This is a genomic window from Rhabdothermus arcticus (assembly GCF_055382915.1).
On record NZ_AP043808.1, the window covers coordinates 1,795,147 to 1,818,525 of the forward strand.

The 23,379-nt window shown below is 70.5% G+C and carries 27 protein-coding genes; 16 read left to right on the top strand and 11 right to left on the bottom strand.

Annotation, left to right across the window (positions count from 1 at the left end):
* Positions 1-10 precede the first annotated feature (10 nt).
* Positions 11-1,528: an ABC transporter substrate-binding protein gene (locus ACZ48Y_RS09430; RefSeq protein ID WP_464740691.1), complete on the bottom strand. Its 1,518-nt coding sequence runs from the start codon at positions 1,526-1,528 to the stop codon at positions 11-13.
* Positions 1,529-1,577: 49 nt separating this feature from the next.
* Positions 1,578-2,600, bottom strand: a complete 1,023-nt coding sequence (locus ACZ48Y_RS09435) for a PQQ-dependent sugar dehydrogenase (protein WP_464740693.1) — start codon at positions 2,598-2,600, stop codon at positions 1,578-1,580.
* A 95-nt stretch (positions 2,601-2,695) separates the two neighbouring features.
* On the opposite strand from ACZ48Y_RS09435, the gene ACZ48Y_RS09440 reads away from it, so the two are divergent.
* Positions 2,696-3,556, top strand: a complete 861-nt coding sequence (locus tag ACZ48Y_RS09440; RefSeq protein ID WP_464740695.1) for a sulfurtransferase — start codon at positions 2,696-2,698, stop codon at positions 3,554-3,556.
* Here the strand turns inward: ACZ48Y_RS09440 and ACZ48Y_RS09445 are convergent.
* Entirely contained in the window at positions 3,553-3,963 is a 411-nt protein-coding gene (locus tag ACZ48Y_RS09445) for a SufE family protein (protein ID WP_464740697.1), read from the bottom strand. The two genes, ACZ48Y_RS09440 and ACZ48Y_RS09445, sit on opposite strands and share 4 nt — an antisense overlap.
* 109 nt (positions 3,964-4,072) lie before the next feature.
* On the opposite strand from ACZ48Y_RS09445, the gene rplU reads away from it, so the two are divergent.
* From rplU to ACZ48Y_RS09485, 8 genes are read left to right on the top strand one after another with little or no spacing between them, the layout of a single operon-like run.
* A complete protein-coding gene (gene rplU / locus ACZ48Y_RS09450; RefSeq protein WP_464740699.1) occupies positions 4,073-4,378 on the top strand; it encodes a 50S ribosomal protein L21 in 306 nt (101 codons plus the stop codon).
* A 3-nt stretch (positions 4,379-4,381) separates the two neighbouring features.
* The gene (rpmA, locus tag ACZ48Y_RS09455; RefSeq protein WP_464740701.1) at positions 4,382-4,639 is read left to right on the top strand and encodes a 50S ribosomal protein L27; all 258 of its coding nucleotides are present in this window, start codon (positions 4,382-4,384) and stop codon (positions 4,637-4,639) included.
* Positions 4,640-4,692: 53 nt separating this feature from the next.
* The gene (gene obgE, locus ACZ48Y_RS09460; RefSeq protein WP_464740703.1) at positions 4,693-5,958 is read left to right on the top strand and encodes a GTPase ObgE; all 1,266 of its coding nucleotides are present in this window, start codon (positions 4,693-4,695) and stop codon (positions 5,956-5,958) included.
* A 10-nt stretch (positions 5,959-5,968) separates the two neighbouring features.
* Entirely contained in the window at positions 5,969-6,547 is a 579-nt protein-coding gene (nadD, locus tag ACZ48Y_RS09465; protein WP_464740705.1) for a nicotinate-nucleotide adenylyltransferase, read from the top strand.
* Positions 6,513-7,052, top strand: a complete 540-nt coding sequence (gene yqeK, locus ACZ48Y_RS09470; protein ID WP_464740707.1) for a bis(5'-nucleosyl)-tetraphosphatase (symmetrical) YqeK — start codon at positions 6,513-6,515, stop codon at positions 7,050-7,052. Before nadD ends, yqeK begins: the two co-directional genes overlap by 35 nt.
* A 1-nt stretch (position 7,053) precedes the next feature.
* The gene (locus tag ACZ48Y_RS09475; protein WP_464740709.1) at positions 7,054-8,214 is read left to right on the top strand and encodes an LCP family protein; all 1,161 of its coding nucleotides are present in this window, start codon (positions 7,054-7,056) and stop codon (positions 8,212-8,214) included.
* Positions 8,180-8,533: a ribosome silencing factor gene (rsfS, locus tag ACZ48Y_RS09480; RefSeq protein ID WP_464740711.1), complete on the top strand. Its 354-nt coding sequence runs from the start codon at positions 8,180-8,182 to the stop codon at positions 8,531-8,533. The genes ACZ48Y_RS09475 and rsfS overlap by 35 nt, the downstream gene beginning before the upstream one ends.
* Positions 8,530-8,859: a YraN family protein gene (locus ACZ48Y_RS09485; RefSeq protein ID WP_464740713.1), complete on the top strand. Its 330-nt coding sequence runs from the start codon at positions 8,530-8,532 to the stop codon at positions 8,857-8,859. The genes rsfS and ACZ48Y_RS09485 overlap by 4 nt, the downstream gene beginning before the upstream one ends.
* On the opposite strand, the gene ppsA is transcribed toward ACZ48Y_RS09485, so the two are convergent.
* A complete protein-coding gene (gene ppsA / locus ACZ48Y_RS09490; protein ID WP_464740715.1) occupies positions 8,856-11,243 on the bottom strand; it encodes a phosphoenolpyruvate synthase in 2,388 nt (795 codons plus the stop codon). The genes ACZ48Y_RS09485 and ppsA overlap by 4 nt on opposite strands.
* A 70-nt stretch (positions 11,244-11,313) precedes the next feature.
* On the opposite strand from ppsA, the gene ACZ48Y_RS09495 reads away from it, so the two are divergent.
* The 4 genes from ACZ48Y_RS09495 to ACZ48Y_RS09510 are packed head-to-tail and all read left to right on the top strand — an operon-like array spanning position 11,314 to position 15,310.
* Complete coding sequence (locus ACZ48Y_RS09495) at positions 11,314-12,270, top strand: polyprenyl synthetase family protein (protein ID WP_464740717.1); 957 nt, start codon at positions 11,314-11,316, stop codon at positions 12,268-12,270.
* On the top strand, positions 12,270-14,066 hold the full coding sequence (locus tag ACZ48Y_RS09500) for a menaquinone biosynthesis decarboxylase (protein ID WP_464740719.1): 1,797 nt from the start codon (positions 12,270-12,272) through the stop codon (positions 14,064-14,066). The genes ACZ48Y_RS09495 and ACZ48Y_RS09500 overlap by 1 nt, the downstream gene beginning before the upstream one ends.
* A 22-nt stretch (positions 14,067-14,088) precedes the next feature.
* Positions 14,089-14,391: a 4Fe-4S dicluster domain-containing protein gene (locus tag ACZ48Y_RS09505; protein WP_464740721.1), complete on the top strand. Its 303-nt coding sequence runs from the start codon at positions 14,089-14,091 to the stop codon at positions 14,389-14,391.
* A 49-nt stretch (positions 14,392-14,440) separates the two neighbouring features.
* Positions 14,441-15,310, top strand: coding sequence for a protoglobin domain-containing protein (locus tag ACZ48Y_RS09510; protein ID WP_464740723.1), 870 nt, complete (start codon positions 14,441-14,443; stop codon positions 15,308-15,310).
* Here the strand turns inward: ACZ48Y_RS09510 and ACZ48Y_RS09515 are convergent.
* On the bottom strand, positions 15,307-16,347 hold the full coding sequence (locus ACZ48Y_RS09515) for a tyrosine-type recombinase/integrase (protein WP_464740725.1): 1,041 nt from the start codon (positions 16,345-16,347) through the stop codon (positions 15,307-15,309). The genes ACZ48Y_RS09510 and ACZ48Y_RS09515 overlap by 4 nt on opposite strands.
* Positions 16,348-16,378: 31 nt before the next feature.
* Between ACZ48Y_RS09515 and ACZ48Y_RS09520 the strand changes: the two genes are divergently transcribed.
* Positions 16,379-18,163 carry a GNAT family N-acetyltransferase gene (locus tag ACZ48Y_RS09520; protein ID WP_464740727.1) on the top strand — a complete coding sequence of 595 codons (1,785 nt, stop codon included), beginning with the start codon at positions 16,379-16,381 and terminating at the stop codon, positions 18,161-18,163.
* Here ACZ48Y_RS09520 and ACZ48Y_RS09525 read toward each other — a convergent pair.
* Positions 18,133-18,516, bottom strand: a complete 384-nt coding sequence (locus tag ACZ48Y_RS09525) for an ASCH domain-containing protein (RefSeq protein ID WP_464740729.1) — start codon at positions 18,514-18,516, stop codon at positions 18,133-18,135. The two genes, ACZ48Y_RS09520 and ACZ48Y_RS09525, sit on opposite strands and share 31 nt — an antisense overlap.
* A gap of 21 nt (positions 18,517-18,537) precedes the next feature.
* Here ACZ48Y_RS09525 and ACZ48Y_RS09530 point away from each other — a divergent pair, with 21 nt between their 5' ends.
* A complete protein-coding gene (locus tag ACZ48Y_RS09530) occupies positions 18,538-19,560 on the top strand; it encodes a stage II sporulation protein M (protein ID WP_464740731.1) in 1,023 nt (340 codons plus the stop codon).
* Positions 19,557-20,516, top strand: a complete 960-nt coding sequence (locus tag ACZ48Y_RS09535) for an NAD(P)H-dependent glycerol-3-phosphate dehydrogenase (protein WP_464740733.1) — start codon at positions 19,557-19,559, stop codon at positions 20,514-20,516. The genes ACZ48Y_RS09530 and ACZ48Y_RS09535 overlap by 4 nt, the downstream gene beginning before the upstream one ends.
* A gap of 2 nt (positions 20,517-20,518) precedes the next feature.
* On the opposite strand, the gene ACZ48Y_RS09540 is transcribed toward ACZ48Y_RS09535, so the two are convergent.
* The 5 genes from ACZ48Y_RS09540 to ACZ48Y_RS09560 are packed head-to-tail and all read right to left on the bottom strand — an operon-like array spanning position 20,519 to position 23,375.
* The gene (locus ACZ48Y_RS09540) at positions 20,519-20,776 is read right to left on the bottom strand and encodes a hypothetical protein (protein WP_464740734.1); all 258 of its coding nucleotides are present in this window, start codon (positions 20,774-20,776) and stop codon (positions 20,519-20,521) included.
* Positions 20,773-21,519: an alpha/beta fold hydrolase gene (locus tag ACZ48Y_RS09545; protein WP_464740736.1), complete on the bottom strand. Its 747-nt coding sequence runs from the start codon at positions 21,517-21,519 to the stop codon at positions 20,773-20,775. Before ACZ48Y_RS09545 ends, ACZ48Y_RS09540 begins: the two co-directional genes overlap by 4 nt.
* Positions 21,516-21,722 carry a hypothetical protein gene (locus tag ACZ48Y_RS09550; protein WP_464740738.1) on the bottom strand — a complete coding sequence of 69 codons (207 nt, stop codon included), beginning with the start codon at positions 21,720-21,722 and terminating at the stop codon, positions 21,516-21,518. Before ACZ48Y_RS09550 ends, ACZ48Y_RS09545 begins: the two co-directional genes overlap by 4 nt.
* The gene (gene sufU, locus ACZ48Y_RS09555) at positions 21,719-22,144 is read right to left on the bottom strand and encodes a Fe-S cluster assembly sulfur transfer protein SufU (protein WP_464740740.1); all 426 of its coding nucleotides are present in this window, start codon (positions 22,142-22,144) and stop codon (positions 21,719-21,721) included. The genes ACZ48Y_RS09550 and sufU overlap by 4 nt, the downstream gene beginning before the upstream one ends.
* A gap of 10 nt (positions 22,145-22,154) precedes the next feature.
* Positions 22,155-23,375: a SufS family cysteine desulfurase gene (locus tag ACZ48Y_RS09560; RefSeq protein ID WP_464740742.1), complete on the bottom strand. Its 1,221-nt coding sequence runs from the start codon at positions 23,373-23,375 to the stop codon at positions 22,155-22,157.
* Positions 23,376-23,379 lie beyond the last annotated feature (4 nt).

The following is a 23,379-nucleotide window of genomic DNA, read 5'->3' on the forward strand; positions in this document are numbered from 1 at the left end:
CTTCGGAAGGCTACTTGGCGAGGTCCATGTCGAAGGCCCAGAGCAGCTCGTCGGGCCGCGGCTGCCACCTCACCCGCTTGGCCACCCCGTAGATGTCCTTTTGCTGGTGCAGGAAGATCCAGGGCGCGCCCTCACGCACCCGCTCCAGGGCCTTCTTGTAGAGCGCCTTGCGCTTTGCCTGGTCCACGATCTGCTGGGCCTCGAGCACGTAGCGGTCGAACTCGGGGTCCTGCCAGTAGCTGAACCTGGACTGCGGCGGCCCGCCCTCGACCGTGCCCCCGTAGAGCAGGGTGAAGAGGGTGTTGTCGGCGTCGAACTGGGCGTTGCCCCAGCCGATCAGCCAGGCGTCGGTGTCCAGCTTGCGGTTGAGGATCTGCTTGACGTAGGTGCTCCACTCCTTGATCCGCAGGTCCACCTTGACCCCCACCTTCTTCAGCTGGCCGACGATCGCCTCGGCCACCTGGCGGTCGTTGAGGTAGCGGCCCGAGGGGGCGGACATGGTGAAGGTAAAGCCGTTGGGGTAGCCGGCCTCGGCGAGGAGCCGTTTGGCCTTTTCCGGGTCGTAGGGGAAGGGTTTGCAAAGCGCCTCGTCGTAGCCGAAGATGTAGGGGTTCAAGGGGCAGCCGATCGGCACCCCGAAGCCCCCCAGGACGTGCTTGACGATGGCCTCCTTGTCCACCGCGTAGTTCAGGGCGCGCCGCACCCGGGGGTCGTGCAAGGGGCCCTTGCCCTTGACGTCGAGGACGATGAAGATGTTGCGGATCGAGGGCACGCTGCGGGCCTCGGCGACGCCCGAGGCGTTGACCGTGGGCACCGCCTCGGGGGCGAGGTTGGTGATCAGGTCGACGCCCCCGGTGAGGAGCTCTGCGACCCGCGAGGAGGCTTCGGGGATGGGCCGGAAAACGACCCGCTTGACCTTGGGGGTGCCGGCCCAGTAGTCGGGGTTGGCCTCGAGCACGATCTCCTGGTCCTTGACCCAGCGGACGAACTTGTAGGGCCCGGTGCCCACCGGATGGTTGGCGAAGTACTCGGCGCCGTGCTCTTTGATGTACGCCTTGGGCACCACCCAGAAGTAGGTCAGCCGGGTCAGAAAGAGCGGGAAGGGGGTTTTGGTGTGGACCTTGAGGGTGTACCTGCCGGTGACCTCGACCCGGTCGATGGGCTTGAAGTAGGTCGAGTACTTGAGCGGTTTCTTGGGGTCCAAAAGGCGGTCGAAGTTGAACTTGATGACCTCCGCGGTGAGCGCCTCGCCGTCGTGGAACTTGATGCCCGGCTTGACGGTGAGGGTCCAGGTGAGGTCGTCGAGGGCCTTGGCCTCGCCCAGCCAGGGCGCGTACGAGCCGTCGGGTAGGCGGCGGTAGAAGTTGTCGAAGATGTTCGCGGTGACGTTGCCGGTCGGGGTCTCCTGGTGGTTGACCGGATCCAGGGTGGTCGCGTCCACTCCCTGGGCGATGACCAGGGTGTCGCCCCGGGCCAAGCTCAGGGCGAGGAGGAAAAAGACCAGCAGGGCTGCCAGGCGCTTGTGCATAAATATACCCCCTTTGGGGCCACCAGGCTACCACTTCTACGCCGGCGCTTCAAGGCGTGGTGGGCACGAGCTTCAGGACCCGCCCCTGGTGGTCGACGAGGTAGAGCTCGCCCGTTCGGTCCTCGCCGAAGCTGGCGATGCGGGCATTGGTCTTGAGCAGGAGCCGACGCCGAAACCCCGCGGGCGTGCGCACCGCCTCCCAGAGCCGGCCGGAACAGAAGTCACCGAAGAGGTAGTGGCCAAAGAGCTCGGGGATCGCCCGCCCCCGATAGACGTAACCCCCGGTGACGCTGCAGCCCTCGGCGTGGCCGTACTCGATGACCGGCAAAACGAACCCGGTGGGGTCGCAGCCGGTCTTGGGCTTGTAGCAGTGGCGGCCCTCGAGGACGTTCCAGCCGAAGTTCAACCCCGGCCCCTGTCCCCGGGGTACCCAGTTCACCTCTTCCCAGGCGTTCTGCCCCACGTCGGCGATGAAGAGGTCGCCGGTCGCGCGGTCGAAGCTGTAGCGCCAGGGGTTCCGCAGCCCCAGCGCCCAGACCTCGGGTTCCGGCCTCGCCGCGTCGACGTCGATGCGGAGCATCTTGCCGAGCAGGCGCTTGGGGTTTTGGGCGTTGCCCAGGGGATCGCCGATCCCGCCGCCGTCCCCGGTGCCCACGTAGAGCCGCCCGTCGGGACCGAAGGCCAGGTGGCCGCCGTTGTGGTTGGCGAAGGGCTGCTTGAGGTAGAGAAGCCTTCGTTGCGGGCGCCCCTCGCGGTAGGCCCAGACCTCGGTGTCCCCCTGGGTGTTCGTGTAGTTGACGAAAAACCGCGGGTCGTCGGGGTAGTTGGGGTGAAAGGCCAGGCCCAGCAGGCCGCGTTCGCCGCAACAGCTGACCTTTTCCCGCAGGTCGAGCCAGGTCTTGCCTCCTGAAAGCCGCACCACCCGCCCCGCTTGCAGGATCACCAACAGGCCGAGCCCCGGGGCGTCGACCAGGCCCACCGGGCGGGGCAGGCCCTTGGCGATGGGTTGGAGCGCCACCTGCGCCAGGCTCAGGGAGAGGGCGAAGACCGCGAGCACCCAAAACCGCGTCATGCGTTGCCCCGAGCATAGCATCCGCCGGATTGTACCCGGCTACCCCTTAGCGCCTCGCGCGAGGGGGTATTATCCTGACCTGGGAGGTCGGGATTATGGACTACGCGAACCGAGAGGCCCTGGTCAGCACCGACTGGGTGGCGGCCCACCTCGAGGACCCCGGGGTGCGGCTGCTCGAGGTCAACGAGGACGTCTTGCTCTACGACACCGGGCACATCCCCGGCGCGCTCAAGATCGACTGGATGAAGGACTTTTGGGACCCGGTCCTGCGCGACTTCATCGACGAGCAGGCCTTCGCCGAGCTGATGGGGCGGCTGGGGATCGGAAACGACACCACCGTCGTCCTCTACGGCGACAAGGCCAACTGGTGGGCGGCCTACGCCTACTGGTTCTTCAAGTACTCGGGGCACGAGAAGGTGCGCCTGATGAACGGTGGCCGCGCCAAGTGGGAGGCCGAGGGCCGTCCCCTGGTGACCGAGCGGCCCGAGGTCCGGCCCACCACCTACCGCCCCAACTACCGCAACGAGCTGCTTCGGGCCTACCGCGACGAGGTCCTCAAGCACATCCTCAAGGTCAAGGAGGGTGAGGGGGCGCTGGTCGACGTGCGCAGCCCGGCGGAGTACACCGGGGAGCTCACCCACATGCCCGAGTACCCCCAGGAGGGGGTCTTGAGGGGCGGCCACATCCCGGGGGCGGTGAACATCCCCTGGAGCCAGGCGGTGAACGAGGACGGGACCTTCAAGGCCCCGGAGGCCTTGCGCGCCCTCTACGAAGAGAAGGGGGTCACCCCGGACAAAGAGGTCATCGTCTACTGCCGCATCGCCGAGCGCTCGAGCCACACCTGGTTCGTGCTCAAGGAGCTCCTCGGCTACCCCGAGGTCAAGAACTACGACGGATCCTGGACCGAGTGGGGCAACCTGGTCGGGGCCCCGATCAAAAAGGGCCCGACCCCTTAGGCGAGCTCCCGCAGCCGGGCCTGGATGCGCCGCAGCGCGGCCTCCAGCCCGTGCAGCCGGCGGGGGGTGAGGGTCTCGGCGAGGCCGCTTTGCTGGAAGATCGAGGGCGGGATCGCCAGGACCTCCTCCGGGCGCAGGCCGCTGAGCCCCTCCGCCAAGAGCCCGCCGAAGGCGCGCACCGTGGGGGATCCGGGCGGGGCGGAGAAGGCGAGCTGGACCCGCCCCGCCTCGTCCAGCCAGACCTTGACCGCGAACGGCGTCTGGCACTCGGGCACGGGCTCCAGCGCTTCCCCGGCCTCGGGCATCTTCGCCGCCAGGTCCAAGAGCAGCTGGTTGCGCAGCTCCGGGGGCAGGGTCTTGAAGGGCTTGAGGACGGCCGCGAGCGATTCCGGGATGGCGTGGCTCATCGCCTCATCTTAGGCGGACAGCGTCCCCAAGAGTGTGGCCCCTTGATGAATCCTTCCCCGCCCGCTAAACTGGTTCTTTGCTGGGGGCATCGGCCCCGGGAGGTCATCCATGTTTGCGATCATCGAAACGGGCGGGAAGCAGTACCGCGTCGAGGAGGGCCAGCGCCTCCGCGTGGAGAAGCTGCATAAGGCGCCGGGGGAGACCGTCGAGTTCGAGGTCCTCCTGCTCGGCAAGGACACGGTGAAGGTGGGCACGCCCAAGGTCGAGGGCGCCAAGGTCGTGGCCGAGGTGGTCCGCGAGGGCAAGGGCAAGAAGGTCCTGGTCGAGAAGTTCAAGGCCAAGGTCAACTACCACCGCAAAAAGGGCCACCGCCAGCCCTTCACCGAGCTGGTCATCAAGGAGATCAGGGGGTAAGCGATGGCACATAAAAAGGGTCTGGGTTCGACCAAGAACGGTCGCGACTCCATCTCCAAGCGGCTGGGCGTGAAGCGCTTCGGCGGCCAGGTGGTGCGCGCGGGGAACATCCTGGTGCGCCAGCGGGGCACCAAGTTCAAGCCCGGCAAGAACGTCGGCATGGGCCGCGACTACACCCTCTTCGCCCTGGTCGACGGGGTGGTGGAGTTTCAGGACAAGGGCCGGCTGGGCCGCTTCGTCAACGTCAAGCCGCTCTCCTAGCCCGCCCATCTAGCGCGGGCTCGGGGCGGCCTGCGGGCCGCCCGCTTTATCAAATGTTCAGGGATCGGATCGAGATCGAGGTCGAGGCCGGCAAGGGCGGCGACGGCGCCGTCAGCTTCCGCCGGGAGAAGTACCTGCCCAAGGGCGGGCCCGATGGAGGCGACGGCGGCCGGGGGGGCGACGTCTACCTCCGTGCCTCCAAGGACGTGGACTCCCTGGCCAAGGTCTCCCGCCGCCGCTACAAGGCCCCTTCCGGCGCCCACGGCCAGGGCGGGGGGCGGCACGGCCGCAGCGGGGAGGACCTGGTCGTCGAGGTGCCCCTCGGGACCCGGGTCTTCGACGTCGAGACCGGGGCCTTGATCGCCGACCTGACCGAGCACGGGGAGACGGTCCGGGTCGCCAAGGGGGGCGAGGGCGGCCGCGGCAACCTGGCCTTCGTGACCCCGGTGCGGCAGGCTCCGCGCTTTGCCGAGGCCGGGCTGCCCGGGGAGAAGCGGCGGCTTAGGCTCGAGCTCCTCTCCCTCGCCGACGTCGGCCTGGTGGGCTTTCCCAACGCCGGCAAGTCCTCGCTCTTGAGGGCCCTGACCCGGGCCCAGCCCAAGGTCGCGAGCTACCCCTTCACCACCCTCACCCCGCACCTGGGGGTCGTCGAGGGCGATACGCCGGAGGCGCGCTTCACCCTCGCCGACATCCCCGGGATCATCGCGGGGGCGAGCCAGGGCAAGGGGCTGGGGCTGGACTTCTTGCGCCACATCGCCCGCACCCGGGCGTTGCTCTTCGTGCTCGATGCCAGCGAGGATCCGGACGCCGCGCTACGGGCCTTGAAGGCCGAGCTTTCGGCCTACGACCCCCAGCTCTTGCGCCGTCCCGCGGCGGTGGCCTTGAACAAGCTGGACCTGGTGGGGCCGGAGCTCGCCGCGCTCTGGGCCGACGCGCTGGCCCGGGAGGGGCTGCCGGTGATCCCGGTCTCGGCCAAGACCAGGGCCGGGCTCTCCGAGCTCAAGGGGGTGCTCTTCGATCTCCTGGCCAAGGCCCCGAAGCCGAAGAAGGCGGCCCCGAAGCCGATCGAGGCCCCGGCCTTTGGGATCGAGGTGCGCGAGGTCGAACCCGGGGTCTTCGAGGTGCGCTCGCCCGAGGCCGAGGCCCTGGTCGCGCGGATTCGGGGGGACCTCTTCGAGGCCGTTCCCTACCTGCACGCGAAGTTCAAGCGGCTGGGGCTCGAGGACGCGCTCAAGGCCGCCGGGGTGCGCGCCGGGGACACGGTGCGCGTGGGCGGGCTGGAGTTCGAGTACGTGCCCGAGCCCGGCGACCGGTGGTAGGCTCTAGGTCGTGCGACTGGGGCTTTTTGGCGGCAGCTTCGATCCCATCCACTTTGGCCATCTCCTCGCGGCCAGCGAGTCGGCGGACCGCCTGGCCTTGGACCGCGTGGAGTTCGTCACCGCGGCCCGCCCCCCGCACAAACGCCCGGTCGCGCCGGCCGAGGCCCGGCACGAGATGGTGGTGCTGGCCACCCACGCCGACCCGCGCTTTTTCCCGAGCCGCCTGGAGCTGGACCACCCCGGCCCCAGCTTCACCGTGGACACCCTGCGCCGGGCACGGCGGCTCTGGCCCAAGGCCGAGCTCTTCTTCATCACCGGGGCCGACGCCTACCGCGACGTGGCGCGCTGGAAGGAGCCCCAGGCCCTCTTCGAGCTGGCGACGATGGTCGCGGTGACCCGGCCGGGGTACGACCTGGCCCGGCTCGACCCCTTCTTTCGCGAGCGGGTGGTGGTGCTGGAGATTCCCGGCTACGAGGTCTCTTCCACCGAGGTGCGCCGCCGGTTCCGCGCCGGCCGCTCGGTGCGCTACCTGATTCCCCTCGAGGTGGAGAACTATGCCCGCAAGCACGGACTATACCAAGCTTCTTGAAGGCCTTTCTCTGCCGCGCCGGGAGCACTCCTTGAGGGTCGCGGCGCTGGCCCGGCGGATCGCCGAGGCCAACGCCCTGGACCCCGAGAAGGCCTACCTGGCCGGGCTCTTGCACGACATCGCCAAGGAGCTCCCCGAGGCCGAGCTGGTGCGCCTGGCCCCGCCCAAGAACCCGGTGGAGGCCGCCCACCCCCTGGTGCTCCACGGCCGCGCCGGACGGGTGCTCGCCGAGCGCGCCGGGGTTCGCGACGAGGCGGTGCTCAGGGCGATCGAGGGGCACGTCGTGGGGGTGATGCCGGACTTCCCGCTGGGGATGGCGGTCTACCTCGCGGACCTCGCGGAGCCCGGTCGGGGCTACAACCAGGACCTGCTCGCGCTGGCCCTCGAGGGCGCGCTCCCCGCCGCCTACGCCGAGGGCGTGCGGCGCAAGGTCGCCTACCTGGAGCAAAAGGGCATCCCCGTGCATCCCTTCACCCGGGAGGTCCTGGCCCGCCTTGAGGCTTAGGGTGCCGGTCTGGTTGCGGTTCGTGATCGGGGCGGCCTTCGCCCTGCTGGCGCTCGCCGTCGCCTGGTGGCCGGCGCCCGCGCGCACCGCGACCGACGCTCGAGGCCGGACGGTGCCCGAGCTCAGCCTGGTGGTGGCCGCTCGGGACATCGAGTACTGCGGTCCGGCGACCCCTTGCGGCCCCGGTCGTCGCACCGACACCATCCTCTACGTCCGGGTGCGGGGCCCCGAGGCCAAGGTGGTGGCGGTCCCCCGCGACCTCAAGGTGACGCTCCCCGACTACACTGGAAAGATCAACGCGGTCTACGGGTTCCTCGGCGCCGAGGGGCTGGAGCGGGCGGTGGAGGCGACGCTGGGGCTTAAGGTCAGCTACCACGCGATCCTCACCCTGGATCTGGTGGCGCGGATCGTGGACCTCCTCGGAGGGGTCGAGGTCTACCTCCCGGCCCCGATGGACTACGACGACAACGCCGCCAACCTGCACATCCACCTTCCCGCCGGCCGCCAGCACCTCGACGGGCGTCAGGCCGTCGGCTACATGCGTTTTCGCGGCTGGGAGGGGAGCGACCTGGGGCGGCTGGACCGCATCAAGGGGGTGCTGGTCGCGCTCGCCAAGAAGGCCACCTCCCCGACCTACTGGCCGCGGCTGCCCAAGGTGCTGCGCGCGGTCTGGAACGACCTCGAGACCGACCTCCCCCTGGACCAGGCGCTGCTCTTCCTGCCCTACGCCAGGGAGCTCTCGCTCTCGACCGCCACCCTGCCGACGCGCGAGGAGGGCCCCTACCTGGTCCTCGACGAAGGGATGCGGGCCGCGTTCCTGCACGCCTTTTTCGGCCTGGGCACCGCCAAAGCGGTTCCCGTGCCCCAGGCCCGGGTGCTGATCCTCGACGGTTCGGGGGCCGGCCTCGGCGCGCGCTTTGCCGAGGGGCTGGCCCGGCTCGGGCTGCCCCGGCCCGAGGTCCGGGTGATTCGCCCCAAGCCGTTGAGCCAGGTCGAGGTGGACCGGGCCCTCCTCGCCGGGCGCTACTACGCCGAGGCCACCCACCTGCCGCTGGTGACCCGCTTCCGGTTGCACCTCCCCGCGGACGTGGTGATCCTGCTCGGCAAAGACCTTACAATGGAGCTGGATGACGCAAACGATGGACGCGCGCGCGTTGATTGAGGAAGCCTTCCGGATTCTCGAGGACAAAAAGGCCGAAGACCTGCTGGCGCTGGATTTGAGGGACGTCTCCGACACCCTCGACTACTTCCTGATCGCCACCGGGACCAGCACCCCGCACCTGGAGGCGCTGGAGCGCGCCCTGGTCGAGGGGCTGAAGGCGGTGGGGATTCGACCGCTCGCGATCGAGGGGCCCTCCTCGCGTTGGGTCCTCCTCGACTATGGGCCTTTGGTCGTGCACCTGATGAGCCCCGAGGCTCGCAGCTACTACGACCTCGAAGGCTTTTGGGCCGACGCCCGGCCCCTCGTCCCCGGGGCGTGAAGGGGGCCTGGGCGGAGGACCGGGCGCTCGCCTACCTCGAGCGCCGGGGCTTTCGCCTGGTGGCCCGAAACCGGCGCACCCCCTACGGCGAGATCGACCTCTGGATGGAAAAGGACGGCCTGCCGGTCTTCGTCGAGGTCAAGCAGCGCCGGGACGGACGCTTTGGCACCCCTCTCGAGGCCCTGACTCCCCAAAAGCTTTCGCGGATCAAGAAGAGCGCGCTCTTTTTGCTCGGACGGGACGACCGCCCGGCGCGGTTCTTGGCGGTGCTGGTCGAGGGGGACCCCCGCCAGCACCGCATCTGGCATCAGGAGCTCGAGCTCTAGGCCTCCTCTTCGGCCTCGACCACCGCCTCCAGCGTCCGCAGGAGGGCGTCGGGGTTGAGGCTGATCGAGTCGATCCCCTGGCGGACCAAGAAGGCCGCGAACTCCGGGTAGTCACTCGGCGCCTGGCCGCAGATCCCCACGTGGCGGCCCTTTTGGTGGGCGCCCTCGATGATCCGCGCCACCGCCCGCTTCACCGCCTCGTTCCGCTCGTCGAAGATGGGGGCCACCCGCTCGGAGTCGCGGTCCACCCCCAGGGTGAGCTGGGTGAGGTCGTTGGAGCCGATCGAGAACCCGTCGAAGACCTCGGCGTACTCCTCGACCAGCCAAACGTTGGAAGGGATCTCGGCCATCACGTAGACCTCGAGGCCGTCCTTGCCCTGCGCAAGGCCCCCTTCCCGCATGACCTCGAGCACCCGTTTCCCCTCCTCGGGGGTGCGGCAGAAGGGCACCATGACCTTGAGGTTCTTGAGCCCGAAGACCTCGCGCACCCGGCGCACCGCGGCGACCTCAAGCAAAAAGCCCGGCTTGTAGTCGGGGTGGTAGTAGCGGCTCGCCCCGCGCCAGCCGAGCATGGGGTTTTCCTCCTCCGGCTCGAAGAGATCGCCGCCCAAAAGCCCCGCGTACTCGTTGGTCTTGAAGTCGGAAAAGCGCAGGATCACCGGCCGCGGCCAGAACGCGGCGGCGATCAGGCCGATGCCCTGGGAGAGCTTGTCCACGAAGTAGAAGGTCTTGTCCGCGTAGCCCTTGGTCTTCTCCGCCACCTGGCGCTTGACCCGGATCGGCAGGCGGTCGTAGTGGAGGAGCGCCAGGGGGTGCACCCCGACCCAGGAGGCAAAGACGAACTCCATGCGCAAGAGCCCCACCCCGTCGACCGGCAGCAGGGCGTCGGCGAGCGCCGCCTCGGGCTGGCCGACGTTGAAGTAGATCTTGGTCCTCGGCCGGGGGAGCTTTTCGGGGTCGATCGTCTCCACCTCGAACTTAAGCGCGCCCTTGTAGACCCGGCCGATCTCCCCCTCGGCGGCGGAGACGGTCACCGCCTCCCCGGTGGGGATGACCTTGGTCGCCCGTTCGGTCCCCACCACCGCGGGGATGCCCAGCTCCCGGGCGACGATCGCCGCGTGCGAGGTGCGCCCGCCGCGGTCGGTGACGATCCCCGCGGCGACCTTCATGATCGGCTCCCAGTCGGGGTCGGTGATCTCGGTGACCAGGACCTCCCCGGGCTGGAAGGCCTCCATCTCGTCCTTTTTGAGGATCACCCGGGCGCGGCCGGAGGCGATCTTGTCCCCCACCGCCAGCCCCTCGACCAGCACCTCGCCCTTTTCCAGGAGCCGGTAGCGCTTGAGCACCGGCTTCTTTTGCGAGTGCACGGTCTCCGGACGGGCCTGGACGATGAAGAGCTCGCCGGTGATCCCGTCCTTGGCCCACTCGATGTCCATCGGGGTTTCCTGGCCCCGTTTCTTCGAGTAGTGTTCCTCGATCTTGATCGCCCAGTCGGCGAGGGTGAAGACGTCCTCGTCGGGGATCGCGAAGGCCTCGCGCTTCTCCTTGGGGGTGCGCACGTTCCTCAGGCGGTGGGTCTCGGGGTCGAAGATCAGGGTCAGCTCCTTGGCCCCGAGCTTCTTGTAGACCAAAGGCTTGTAGCCCTGCTTGAAGAGCGCCTTGTGCACGTAGAACTCGTCGGGGACCACCCGGCCCTGGACGATGTTCTCGCCGAGGCCGTAGATCGCGTTGATGAAGACGAAGCCCCGATGGCCGGTCTCGGTGTCCAGGGTGAACATCACCCCGGAGGCGGCGAGGTCCGAGCGCACCATCTGCTGCACGCCGACGCTGAGGGCCACCTTGAAGTGGTCGAAGCCCATGTCCTCGCGGTAGCTGATCGCGCGAGCGGTGAAGAGGCTGGCGAAGGCCTTCTTGACCGATTCCAGGACCTCGGCCTCGCCGTGGACCATCAGGTAGGTCTCCTGCTGGCCGGCGAAGCTGGCGGTGGGCAGGTCCTCGGCGGTCGCCGACGAGCGCACCGCGACGTCCACCTCGTCGACCCCCGCACGGCGGGAGAGCTCGCGGTAGGCCTCGCGGATCTCGGCCTCCAGGTCCTCGGGGTAGCGGCCGGCGACGATCAGGCTGCGGATCTTGCGGCTGACCTCGAGGAGCTCGCCGACGTCGCGGGTCTTCTTCCAGGCCTCGATCAGATCGCGGATCTTGTCCTCGAGGCCGTTGTGCGCGAGGAAGTGGCGGTAGGCCTCGGCGGTGACCGCAAAGCCCGGGGGGACCTTGACCCCGAGCGGGGAGAGCTCGCGCAGCATCTCGCCCAAGGAGGCGTTCTTTCCTCCGACGAGGGCGACGTCGCCCATGCCGACCTCTTCGAACCAGCGAATCCAGCGCATCGTTACCTCCTTTTTCGTCCCAGGATACCGCGGTTTGTCTTCCGCATTTGTCCCGGGTAGAATGCCCCAGGTGGACCCCCAGGCGCGCCTGCTCGCCCTTTTGCCCTCGCCGGCGCGCGCGACCCGGCCCGAGGAGCGGCTCTACTACACGCTGCTGCGGGCCTACCCGGAGCGCGGGGGGAAGGGGCTGCGGGGTCGGCTCTTGCTCGCGGTGGCCCGCCACTACGGCGCCGAAGCGCGGGCGCTGGACGCGGCGGCGGCGCTCGAGCTCTTTCAGAACTGGGTGCTGATCCACGACGACATCGAGGACGGCTCCGAGGCGCGCCGGGGCCAGCCGGCCCTGCACCGGCTCTACGGGACGCCGCTGGCCCTAAACGCCGGGGACGCGCTGCACGCCCTGATGTGGCGGGTGCTCGTCGAGGCTGGCTACGGCCCCGAGGTGCTGCGGGAGTTCGCTGTGCTGGTGGAGCGCACCGCCTACGGCCAGCACCTCGACCTGACCTGGATCGCCGAGGCGCGCTTTGACCTGACCCCCGAGGACTACCTGGAGATGGTGCGCGCGAAGACCGCCTACTACACCGCGGTGGCCCCGCTCCGGCTGGGGGCGCTGGTCGCCGGCGTCGCCCCCGAGCCGGCGTTTTTGAGCGCGGGGGAGAAGCTCGGGGTGGCCTTTCAGATCATCGACGACGTGCTCAACCTCGAGGCCGACCCCGAGGCCTACGGCAAGGAGATCGGCGGGGACCTCTACGAGGGCAAGCGCACCCTGATCTTGATCGACTTCCTGGGCCGCGCGGACGCGGCCACGCGCGCGCGGGCGGTCGCGCTCTTGAAGACCCCCCGCGCGCAAAAGGACCCCGCCGAGGTGGCCTGGCTGCTCGGCGCGCTGCGAACGAGCGGGGCGCTTGGGCGTGCCCGCGCCCGCGCCGAAGCCCTCGCCGCGGAAGGGCTGGCCGCGCTGACCCCGATCTTCGGCGAGGGCAGCGAGGTGCTGGAGCTGTTGCGCGCGTTGGTGGCGAGGGTGGCCTGATGTTTCCCGACCTGCGTGCCTACTTGGCGGCGCTCGAGGCCCGCGGCGAGCTGCTCCGGGTGAAGACCCCGGTCGACGCCGCGCTGGAGATCACCGAGATCGCCGACCGCGCGGTCAAGGCCGGGGGGCCGGCGCTCCTGTTCGAGAACGTCAAGGGCAAGGCCTACCCCCTGGTCATCGGCCTCTTCGGCACCGCTGAGCGCACCGCGCTGGCGCTCGGGGTGCCCACGCTGGACGCGCTCGCCGAGCGGGTCGAGACGCTCTTGCGCCTCGCCCCCCAGGGCGGGCTGATGGGCCTGGTCGGGCTGTTGCCCAAGCTCGGCGAGCTCAAGGGCCTCTTTCCCCGGCGGGTGCGCCGGGCGCCGGTGCAGGCGGTCGTCGAGGTCGGGGAGGCGGTGGACCTCACCCGCTTACCGGTGCAGACCTGCTGGCCCAAGGACGGCGGCCCCTTCATCACCCTGCCCCAGGTGATCACCAAGGACCCGGAGACCGGGGAGCCCAATGTCGGCATGTACCGGATGCAGGTCCTCGATCCGCGGAGCACCGCGATGCACTGGCAGCTGCACAAGACCGGCCGCCGTCACTTCGAGAAGGCCAAGGCCCTGGGCCGTCGGCTCGAGGTCGCGGTGGCCCTGGGCGGGGACCCGGTCCTGACCTACGCCGCCACCGCCCCCCTGCCGGAGCTGCCGGGGCTTTACGAGTACCACCTGGCGGGGTTCTTGCGCCAGCGCCCGGTGCGCCTGGTCAAGGCCAAGACCGTGGACCTCGAGGTCCCCGCCGACGCGGAGTTCGTGCTCGAGGGCTACGTGGACCCCGATGAGCCCCCGGTCGTCGAGGGCCCCTTTGGCGACCACACCGGCTTTTACACCCAGGAAGAGCGCTACCCGCGCTTTCACGTCACCGCGATCACCCGCCGGGAACGCCCGATCTACCCCAGCACGATCGTGGGCAAGCCGCCGATGGAGGACGCCTACCTGATCGAGGCCTCGGAGCGGCTCTTCCTGCCCGCGGCGCGGATGATCCTTCCCGAGCTCGTCGACTACCACATGCCCCCCGCGGGGGTGGCCCACAACTGGGTCAACGTGGCGATCGCAAAGCGCTACCCCGGCCAGGCCTACAAAGTCGCCGCCGGGCTTTGGGGGCTCGGGCAGATGATGTTCGCCAAGGTCCTGGTGGTCGTCGACGCCGGGGTTCCGGTCAAACCCGGCTTCCCCGTGTTGCTCGAGGCCCTCAAGGAACTCCTGCCCGGGCGGGACACCGCGTTCTACCGGGGGCCGATCGACGTGCTGGACCACGCCAGCCGGGCCTTGGGGTTCGGCGGGAAGCTGGTCCTCGACGGCACCCGCAAGCTTCCCGCCGAGGGCGGCGCCCCCCCGCCTCCGGCCCGGCCGGGCCCGGTGCACCACCCCGAGGTCCTGGCCCAGGCCGCCTGGCCGGGGCTCTTGGCCCTGACCTTCAAGAAGACCCGCCCCCACCAGGGCCGGGCGCTTTCGCGGGCGCTCCGCGACGACCCGGCCCTCGCCGGCACCCGGCTCTTGCTCCTCGCCGACGAGGCGATCCGCCCCGAGGATCCGGACACCCTCCTCTGGTACGTCCTCAACAACATCGACCCCGAGCGCGACGCCTGGGTCGAGGCCACCGGGGCGGGGCCGGTCCTGGTCCTGGACGGCACCCGGAAGTTTCCGGAAGAGGGCCACGACCGCCCCTGGCCGGAGATCGCCGAGATCCCCGAGGCCATCAAGCGGCGTGTGGACGCGATGGGGCTTGACTTTGGCGCGGAGGGCCCCGCAAGCTAGAGGAGTAAAGGAGGTGATCTGAGTGGCTCACGTTATCGCGGAACCCTGCATCGGCACCAAGGACCGCGCCTGCGTCGAGGTCTGCCCCGTCGAGTGCATCCACCCCACCGAGGAAGAGGACAAGGGCGAGTTCATGCTCTTTATTCACCCCGACGAGTGCATCGACTGCGGCGCCTGCGTTCCGGCCTGCCCGGTGAGCGCCATCTACCCCGAGGAGGACCTCCCCGAGGAGTGGCAGTTCTTCGCCGAGGTGAACAAGGACTACTACGAGATGGACTACGACGCCTTCCTGCAGAAGTGGGGGCACCTGGCCGACAAGGCCTGACGCAAGCGGGTTCCGTATACCGCCGGCACGCCGGCGGTATACTTTTTCCATGAACGCGGCAAAGGCGGTCTGGGGGATCCACGCGCGGCTCGAGGGCACCTTCGCCCTGCCCCCGCTCCCCGAGGAGACCTTCGGTAAGCTTTTGGAGTTTTCCGGCATCGACGAGGCCGCGATCCGGGGAATGCGCCTCGACGCCGAGCACCTTCTGGAGGAGGCCGCGGCTTGGGTGCGCGAGGCCTACGACGCCCTGGCCCGCTACCCGGACACCGCCAAGGCGCTGGGCTGGGAGACCCACGTGCCCCAGGAGGGCCTCTACCTGCGCCGGGCCTTCTTCTCCGCTTGGCTGGCGCGGACGATCGGCGTGGACACCTCCAAAGAGTTCGCCCGCTACCTGCACCACGCCGGCCGGGTGCACGCGGGGTTCGGCCCCGAGGCCCGGGAGGTCCCGGCGGAGTGGGTGGGGATGGCCTACGCCTTCATCCTCGGCAAGTTCACCGGCAAGGTGGCCCCCGAGCGGCTGCCCCAGTGGAGCGCCTACCTCAAGGCCCAGGAAGAGGTGATGCAGCGCGGGCAGGCCCTCGCCGAGCGCCTCAAGCAGGGGGCGGTGCCGGTGCGCTTTTCGGTGATGGGGGTGGCCCGCCGCCACTGGAAGACTCCGATCGACCTGCGCCTGGAGACGGGCACCCTTGAGGCGCTGGTGGAAAAGGTCTTCGCCTTCGCCCCGGAGCTGGTCGACGCGGCGCTGGAGCCGGTGCCCGAGGCCGAGGAGGCCGGGCTCTGGATGGAGGAGGTCGTACGCTGGCGCTTCAAGCCTGGCTGGACGCTCCTCGTCGAGGGGCGGGACGCGCGGCACCTGGCGAACCTGGCCACCCCGGTGCCGCCGGGGGCCCGGGTCGAGCTTTTGCCCCCGGGGCGCTAGGCCTCGTCCTCGAGGCGGCGCACCGCCTCCTTGAGGCGCTCGTCGTCCATCTTGGCGTAGATCGCCGAGGTCGAGACGTCGGCGTGGCCGAGGAGGCTGGCGGTGACGTGGAGGTCCTTGGTGACCTGGTAGAGCCGGGTGCCGGCGAGGTGGCGCAGGGTGTGGGCCCCGCGGTAGCGCGCGGGAAAGCCCAGCTGGCGGTAGTAGGCCCCGAGCCGCCGGCGCACGGTGTGGGCCTTGAGCCGCCGCCCCCGTGCCCGGCGGCCCCCGGTGTTGACGAAGACCGCGGTCTCCCCGGGCGCGGCGTAGGCCGGCCTCAGCTTCAGCCAGGCGGCGAGCGCGGCCTGGGTGGCGCGGGTGAGGGGGACGGTGCGGGCCTTGCCCCCCTTGCCGTGGCGCACGACCAGGGCTTCGCCGGAGGGGTCGAGGTCCTCGAGGTCCAGCCCCACCGCCTCGGAGATCCGCAGCCCGGCCTCGCCCATCAGCCGCACCAGGGCCAGGTCGGCGGCCGCCTCGGGCCCCTCCCCGGCTTCGAGGTGGGCGACGAGCTTGCGGTAGAGCGTCCGCGGCAGCGCCGGCCGGCGCTCGTGGCGGGGGGTGGGATCGCGGGGGGCCGCGACCTCCGCGGCGGGGTTCTCGCCGACCGCCCCGGCCCACTTCAGCGCCCGGTAAAAGGCGCGCACCGCGGCGAGGTAGACCGCCGCCGTCGCCGGCTTGAGGGGGCGGGCCTCGCCGAGGTGGCCGCCGCTGTCCAGGAGCTCGGAGAGCCAGCGGTCGACGTCGTCGGGGCTGGCCTTTAAGAGCGGGACCCGGGGGCCCTTGGCCCCTTCCGGCCAGGCCCAGTTGATCCAGTCCCGCACCCCCTGGCCGTAGACGCGAAAGGTGTGCAGGCTGGTGAGCGAGCGCTTCTTGCTCTTGTAGAGCAGGTAGTAGGCGAGGAGGTTCAAGAGCGTCGCCACGTCCCGCTCGCTGGCCGCGCGCACCGCGGCCAGGCGGCGCTTTTGGGGGTCCTCCCAGTTGGGCTGGGCCTGCAGCACGGGGCCAGTTTACCCGCGTAGAGTGGGGGGCATGCGCGTCGTCGTTGAAGCCAAGGCGGTGCAGTATCGCTGGGCGGGCTGGGTCCAGCTCGCGGACGGGCGCCGCGTCTACCTCCCCGGGGACGTCGTGAAGTGGATTCGCGTGGGGGAGGCGCTGGTGCTCGAGACCCGCTCCCGGAAACAGGTCCTGGGGTTCGAGGACGCCTTCTCCCTGAAGCGGGCCGACGGCCTGCCCCTCTGGCCCCCCCACGAGACGGAGGTGACCCACCCCAGAAGCGGGTTTTCCGGGAAGGTGCTCTACCAGTACCGGCTCGTCGCCCGGGAGGCCCGCTTCGAGTCGGACTTCGAGGCGATCGCCGAGCTCGAGCAGTTCCACTATGCCTCGGAGCACGAGACCGTGGCCCTTTGGGAGTGCCAGGGGCGGTTGATCGCGGCCAATGCCAAGCCCGAATGCTCCGAGGGCGAGGCCCGGCTGCGGGAGATCAAGGGCTCCACCCCGGCGAGCCGCTTTCTGGTGCTGGAGCTGGCCGAGCGCCTCCCCTTCGAGCCCCGGATCGTCGGCTACATCCGGCTCGATCCGCCGGTCCCCAAGATGCACCGCCGCCTCCCCGACGGCCGGGTGGTGCGGGACATCCGCGAGCGGGTCTTCCCCGAGGACTGGTTCCACCCCACCTTCGACCTCAAGGAGGCCTTGATCGACGCCCAGAACGAGGCCACCCTCTCCGAGGCCGACTGGAAGGCGCTCGCCGAAGCGGTCTTGGACCGGGTGGAGACCGCGGCCACCCGCGTCGCCCGGGTCGTCGTCCATCCGGACTACCGCTCCGATGGGCTGGGGGCGCGGCTGGTGCAGCTGGCGTTGGACTGGGTGCGGGCCAGGCGGGTGCCGGAGATGCGCCGGGAAAAGCACCTGGTCTGCACCATCGCCCAGATGGCCCGCTACCACCCCTTCTTCGAGAAGGTCGGGTTTCGCTACCTCTGGGAGACCGCCTCCGGCCGCCCGGTTTTGGCCTATCCCCTGAGCGAGGAGGCCAGGGTGCGAATCGAGCGCTTCCTGACCGAGGACCCGGTGGCCAGGGCCCACGGGGGGCGGCTCTACCAGCCCCGCTACGGCCGGGTCCAGGGGCTGAAGGCCCCGATCGTGCTGGAGGGGGTGCACAAGGCCTACCGCAGCACGCTGGACCTGAGCGCGCTTCCCGAGGACCTGCGGGCGGTCCTCGAGGCCTTCGGGGTGCGCCGGCGGGTGCTGGAGCGGGTGGTCTTGCGGGAGGTCAACCTCCGCTTCGACCCGGGGTCGGTGAGCGTCCTCTGGGGGGCGTCGGGGGCGGGGAAGACCACGCTCTTGCGGCTCATCCTCGGTGAGGCCCCGGACGCGGGCCGAGTCACCCGGCCAAAGGGCCGGGTCGAGGCCTTTTTGCCCGGTGAGGTCGAGCCCGAGCTGGAGGAGGCGGCGGTGCTGGAGGCGGTCCACCGCCGCCTCGGCGACGTCACCGCGGCGATCGAGGTGCTGAACCGGGTGGGGCTTTCCGACGCCGTGCTCTGGCGGGCCCAGCCCCGCGAACTCTCCACCGGGCAGAAGGAGCGCTTCCGTCTGGCCCTGCTCCTGGCCGAGCGCCCGGACCTGCTCCTCATCGACGAGCTCGCCGCCCACCTCGACATGGCCACCGCCCGGCGCGTCGCCAGGGGGCTCTCCAAGTTCGTGCGCGAGGCCGGGATCACCCTCGTCGCCGCCACCCACCGCAGCGAGGTGCTCGAGGCCCTGGAGCCCGACCAGGTGGTCTACGTCGGCTACGGCTCGGTCTGGTCCGTGTCGGCGTAGGCGGCCTCGAGGTCCACCCACATCATCCGCCCCCGGCGCAACGGCACCGGAATCGGCCGTTCGTAGCGGCGCGGGTGCTTTAGCACCCAGGCCCAAAGCGGCTTCCCCTGGGCGTAGGCCTCGAGGAAGGCCCCGGCCCTGTGCTTGTCCTCGTGGGCCTTGAGCGCCTCCACCGTGAAGGGCCCCTCGACCCCGACGATCTCCGCCTCCCCGATCAGCTGGCCGCGGCTGACGATGCCGATCTTGCCCCGGAGCCGGGTGGGGTGCTTGCGGATCTCCCAGGTCTTCTCGCCGTCCACGATCATCGAGGCGTAGGGCTCCTTCACGATCAGCCCGCGTTTGGGACGTTCCACGTGCTTATTATGGGGGACGACGTGCGACGCGCATGGACCTTGCTTTCCCTGATCTTCGTGTTCGCCCTGGCCGTTCCCGGCGACGCGGTGCAAATCGCGCGGCAGGCGGTCGAGACCTGGCTGCGCTCGGGGTCGTCCGCCGCCAGTCCCAGCGCCCTTCTCTCCGAAAACCCCGAGGAGGCGCTCAGGACCCTAAAGCGGCTCCTCGCCTTTCCTCCGCCTCCCCAGGGCCTCGAGGTCAACCTCGACGAACCCGAGGCCGAGCCAAGGGGGGACGAGGTCTGGGTGCGCTTTCCCGCCGCGCTCCACGACCAGCCCGGCGAGGTCGTCGTCCGGGTCAAGGACGGGCGCGCGATCGGGGTGCTCTGGCGGCCCGAAGGGGGGATGCTGCCCGCGTGGTTGCGCACCCCCTGGGCGGGCCCGGTCTTCCTGATCCTGAGCTGGGCGTTTTTGCTCTCGGTCTTTCGCGGCCGGCTGCGGGATGCGTGGCTGGGGACGCTGGCCGAGGTGCGCCGGCGAAAAGGGCTCTTTTTCGCCACCCAGGCGACGCTCTTTTTCGCCTTCTTCCTGGGGGCGGCGGCGGCCTACGCCAACCCCGAGGTGGCGCGGCTCATCCAGGACTTCGTGGGGATGAGCCTGACCTCGATCGGGCTCGAGGACGCGGCGCGCTACGGCCCCCTGGGCCTGGCCACGGTGATCTTCTACTGGAACCTCACCCGCGGCCTCGTCCTCACCACCTTTTTGCCGGCGCTGGCCTTTGGCATCCCGGCGCTGCTTTTCAACTTCTTTCGCTACCTGGTCCTGGGGCTTGCCCTCTCCCCGGCCCTCTTGCCGCTCGATCGCTTCCTGTTGCACCTGCCGGTGATCCTGCTTGAGCTCGGGGCCTACAACACCGTGGTCTTCGGGGGGCTGGCCCTGCTCGGCGAGGTCGCGTCCGGCCGCGGGTTCCGCGCCGGCTGGCAGGTCCTCTTGAGGAGCGCCTTTTTGGGCACCGTGTTGCTCCTCGTCGCAGCCTGGTACGAGGCCTTCGAGGTGCTGCTTTGAAGGTCGCGGTCCTCGGCGCCGGGGCCTGGGGGACGGCGCTTTCGATCGTCCTCGGGATCAAGGGGGTGCCGGTGGCGCTCTGGACCCGCGACCCCGAGGAGGCCCGGGCGATGCAGGCGACCCGGGAGAGCCGTCGCCTGCCCGGGGCGCCCTTGCCCCCCTACGTGCGCCCCACCGCCGACGCCGAGGAGGCGCTCAAGGGGGCGGCCTTCGCGGTCGTCGCCCTGCCCAGCCGGGCGCTCGAGGAGGCCCTTTCCGGCCTGCCCCCGGCTCCGGCCTACGTCAGCGGCACCAAGGGGGCCTTCTTCGCCGGCGGGGGGCTGCGCCGGCCCACCGAGGTGATCGCCGAGGTCACCGGGGTGCGCCGGGTGGCGGCCCTCAGCGGCCCCAACCACGCCGAGGAGGTGGGGCGGCTCCTGCCCGCGGCGGCGGTCGTCGCCAGCGCTGACCCGGCCTTTGCCGAGATGGTGCAGCGGGCCTTCCAGAGCCCGGTCTTTCGCGTCTACACCCAGCGGGATCTGGTCGGGGTCGAGCTCGGCGGAGCGCTCAAGAACGTCATCGCCCTGGCCGCGGGGATGGTCGACGGGTTGGGGCTTGGGGACAACGCCAAGGCGGCGCTGATCACCCGCGGGCTCAAGGAGATGGCCCGCTTCGGCCGGGCGCTCGGCGCCGAGGAGGCCACCTTCTACGGCTTGGCCGGGCTGGGGGACCTGGTGGCCACCGCCACCAGCCGCCACTCAAGGAACCGCTGGGCGGGGGCCCGGCTGGTGCGCGGCGAGCCGCTCGAGGGCCGCACCGTCGAGGGCCTCCCCACCACCGAGGCGGCCCACGCCTGGGGCCGGGCGCGGGGGCTCGAGCTCCCGATCACCGAGGCGGTCCACCGGGTCGCCTTCCGGGGCGACGACCCGGCGAGCGTCCTCACCGAGCTGATGCAGCGCAGCCCCCGCCCCGAGTAGGGCTAGGGCTCCATCTCCGGGTCCGGGGGGAAGTCGCCGCGGGCGTGCTCGACGAAGAGCACGCTGCCGATCCACTCCCGCTTGAGCTCGTCGTAGAGCTCCGGGGTGACGTGGGGCCGGACGTCCTCGATCAGCGCCCGGCTCTGGTCCAGGATCAGCTCCGCCTCCTCGAAGTTTCGGTCCTTTTGCGCCTTCTCCTTGGCGTGCATCAGCATGCTGCGGATCAGCGTGAGCTGCTCGAAGGGGTCCGGCTGGCTCATCGGTACACCTCCGTGAGGAGGCCCAAGAGCGCGGTGTTGAAGCTCTCCGGGGCCTCGAGGTTGGCCATGTGGCCGGCCCTGGGGACGGTCAGCATCCGGCCTTGGGGCAGGCGCTCGAGCATCTTGAGTCCCTCCTCGGGCGGGGTCAGGGCGTCCTCCTCGCCGAAGACCAAGAGGACCGGGAAGGCCATCCGGGGCAGGAGGTCGAAGGCGTCGGGCCGGTCTCGCATTGCCAGGAGGGCGTTGGCCACCCCCTCGGGGTCGGCCTCGAGGATCATCGCCTCGACCTCCCGAACCAGCTCGGGGCGGCGGCGCTTGCTGGTCTCGCCGAGCACCGCCTCGAGGAAGTCCGGGAGGAGGGCGCCGGTCCCCGAGCGCCGCACCGCTTCGGCGAGCGCGGTGCGCCGGGCCTTGCCCGCCTCGGGGTCGGCGCCGGCGCGGGTGTCGGCGAGGAGCAGGCCGCGCACGCGGTCCGGGGCCAGGTCGAAGAGGCGGAAGGCGACGTAGCCGCCCATCGAGAGCCCGACGAAGACCGCCCGCTCCACCCCCAGCACGTCGAGCTCCTCGAGCACGCTCTCGGCGAACCGGTCGAGGGTGCGCGCGCTCGGGGCCTCGCCGCCGAAGCCGGGGAGGTTCACCGCGTGGGCGGAGTAGCGCCCCTCGAGCGCCCGCAGCTGGGGCCGCCACATCCGCGCGGAGAAGGGGAAGGCGTGCAAAAAGACCACCGGGTAGGCGGGCTTCACGGCGCCTCCTCCCACGCGACCGGGCGCAGGCCGCGGGCCTCGAGGTCCCGGGCCAGCGCCTCGTCGAGGACCAGGACCCAGTTCTTGCCGTCCTTGCTCTTGGCGATCAGCTTGTCCTCGGCGGCGGCCGCCTTGTAGCGGGCCATCAGCTCGCGGTCGCGAACCAGGACCCCGGCCACCTCCTGGGCCGGGAAGGCCTTCACGCCGCCTCCTTCAGCGCGTCCTCCAGGGCGTGCCAGGCGAGCGTCGCGCACTTCACCCGCGAGGGCAGCTTGGCCACCCCGGCGAGCGCCGCCAAATCGCCGAGCTCGGGCGCGGGCGGGGCCCCCTCGACGACCATCGCCTTGAACTTCCGGGCCAGGTCCAGCGCCTCGGCGACGGTCTTGCCGCTGACCAGCTCGGCCATCAGGTCCGCCGATGCCTGGCTGATCGCGCAGCCCTCCCCCTGATAGCGCACGTCCTTGATCCGCCCGTCCTCGAGCGCCACGTAGACCTCGATCTGGTCCCCGCAGCTGGGGTTGTGCCCGCCGGAGACGCGGGAGGGGTGCTCCAGGACGCCACGCTTTTTCGGCGCCTTGTAGCGGGTGAGGACGACCTCCTGGTAGAGCTCTTCTAAAAGGCCCATCGCCCTTATCCTAGTCGATCCAGGCGGCGAAGAAGCGGCGCGCCTCCTGTAGGGCCTCGACGAGCCGGTCGAGGTCGGCCTCGGTGTTGTAGAGGTAGACGCTGGCCCGCACCGTCGCCGGGACCCCCAGGCGGCGGTGCAGCGGCTGGGCGCAGTGGTGGCCGCTGCGCACCGCGATCCCCTTCTGCCCCAGGAAGGTCGCCAGGTCGTGGGCGTGGACGCCGGGGAAGACGAAGCTCATCACCCCGCCGCGGTCCGGCCCCTCGGGGCCGAAGACCCTGAGGCCGGGAACCTCCGCGAGGGCCTCGAGGCCCCGCCGGGTCAGGGCCCGATCGTGCTGCCAGACGTTCTCCATACCCACCGCGGCGAGGTATTCCGCCGCCGCGGCGAGGCCCACCGCCTCGGCGAAGGGCGGGGTCCCCGCCTCGAAGCGCGTCGGTGGCGGGGCGAAGGTGCTCCGCTCGATCTCCACCCGCTCGATCATCCCGCCCCCGGTCAGGAACGGCGGCAGGGCCTCCCAGCGCTCGCGCCGTCCCCAGACCACGCTGGCCCCGGTGGGACCGAGCATCTTGTGGCCGCTGGTGACGTAGAAGTCGGCCCCCAGGGCGCGGACGTTGACCGGCAGGTGGGGCGCCCCTTGCGCCCCGTCGACGACGACCACCGCCCCCGCGGCCCGGGCCCGTTCGGCGAGCGCGCGCACCGGGTTCACCGTGCCCAGGACGTTGGACATCTGGGTGAAGGCGACGATCTTGGGCGCGTGTTCCAGGGCGCGTTCGAAGGCTTCCAGGTCCAGCCGCCCCGTCTCGTCGAAGGGCACCGCCAGGATGCGCGCCCCTGTTCGCCGCGCCGCCTGCTGCCAGGGGACGAGGTTCGCGTGGTGCTCCATCTCGGTGAGGAGGATCCGGTCGCCGGCCTTCAAGAAGGCCTCCCCGAGGCCGTGGGCGAGCAGGTTCAGCCCTTCGGTGGCGTTGCGCACGAAGACCAGCTCCTCGGGGTCGGGGGTGCCGAAGAAGCCGGCCAGCGTGGCCCGGGCGGCCTCGAAGGCCTCGGTCGCCGCCTCCGAGAGGGGGTAGCTGCCGCGGTGCACGTTGGCGTAGCGGGTTTGGTAGAACCGGGCCATCGCCTCGATCACCGCCCGCGGCTTTTGCGCCGAGGCCGCGGAGTCCAAGAAGACGAGCTCGGGGTGCTCGGCAAAGATCGGGAAATCCTCGCGCAGAACCAGGGGGTTCATGTTC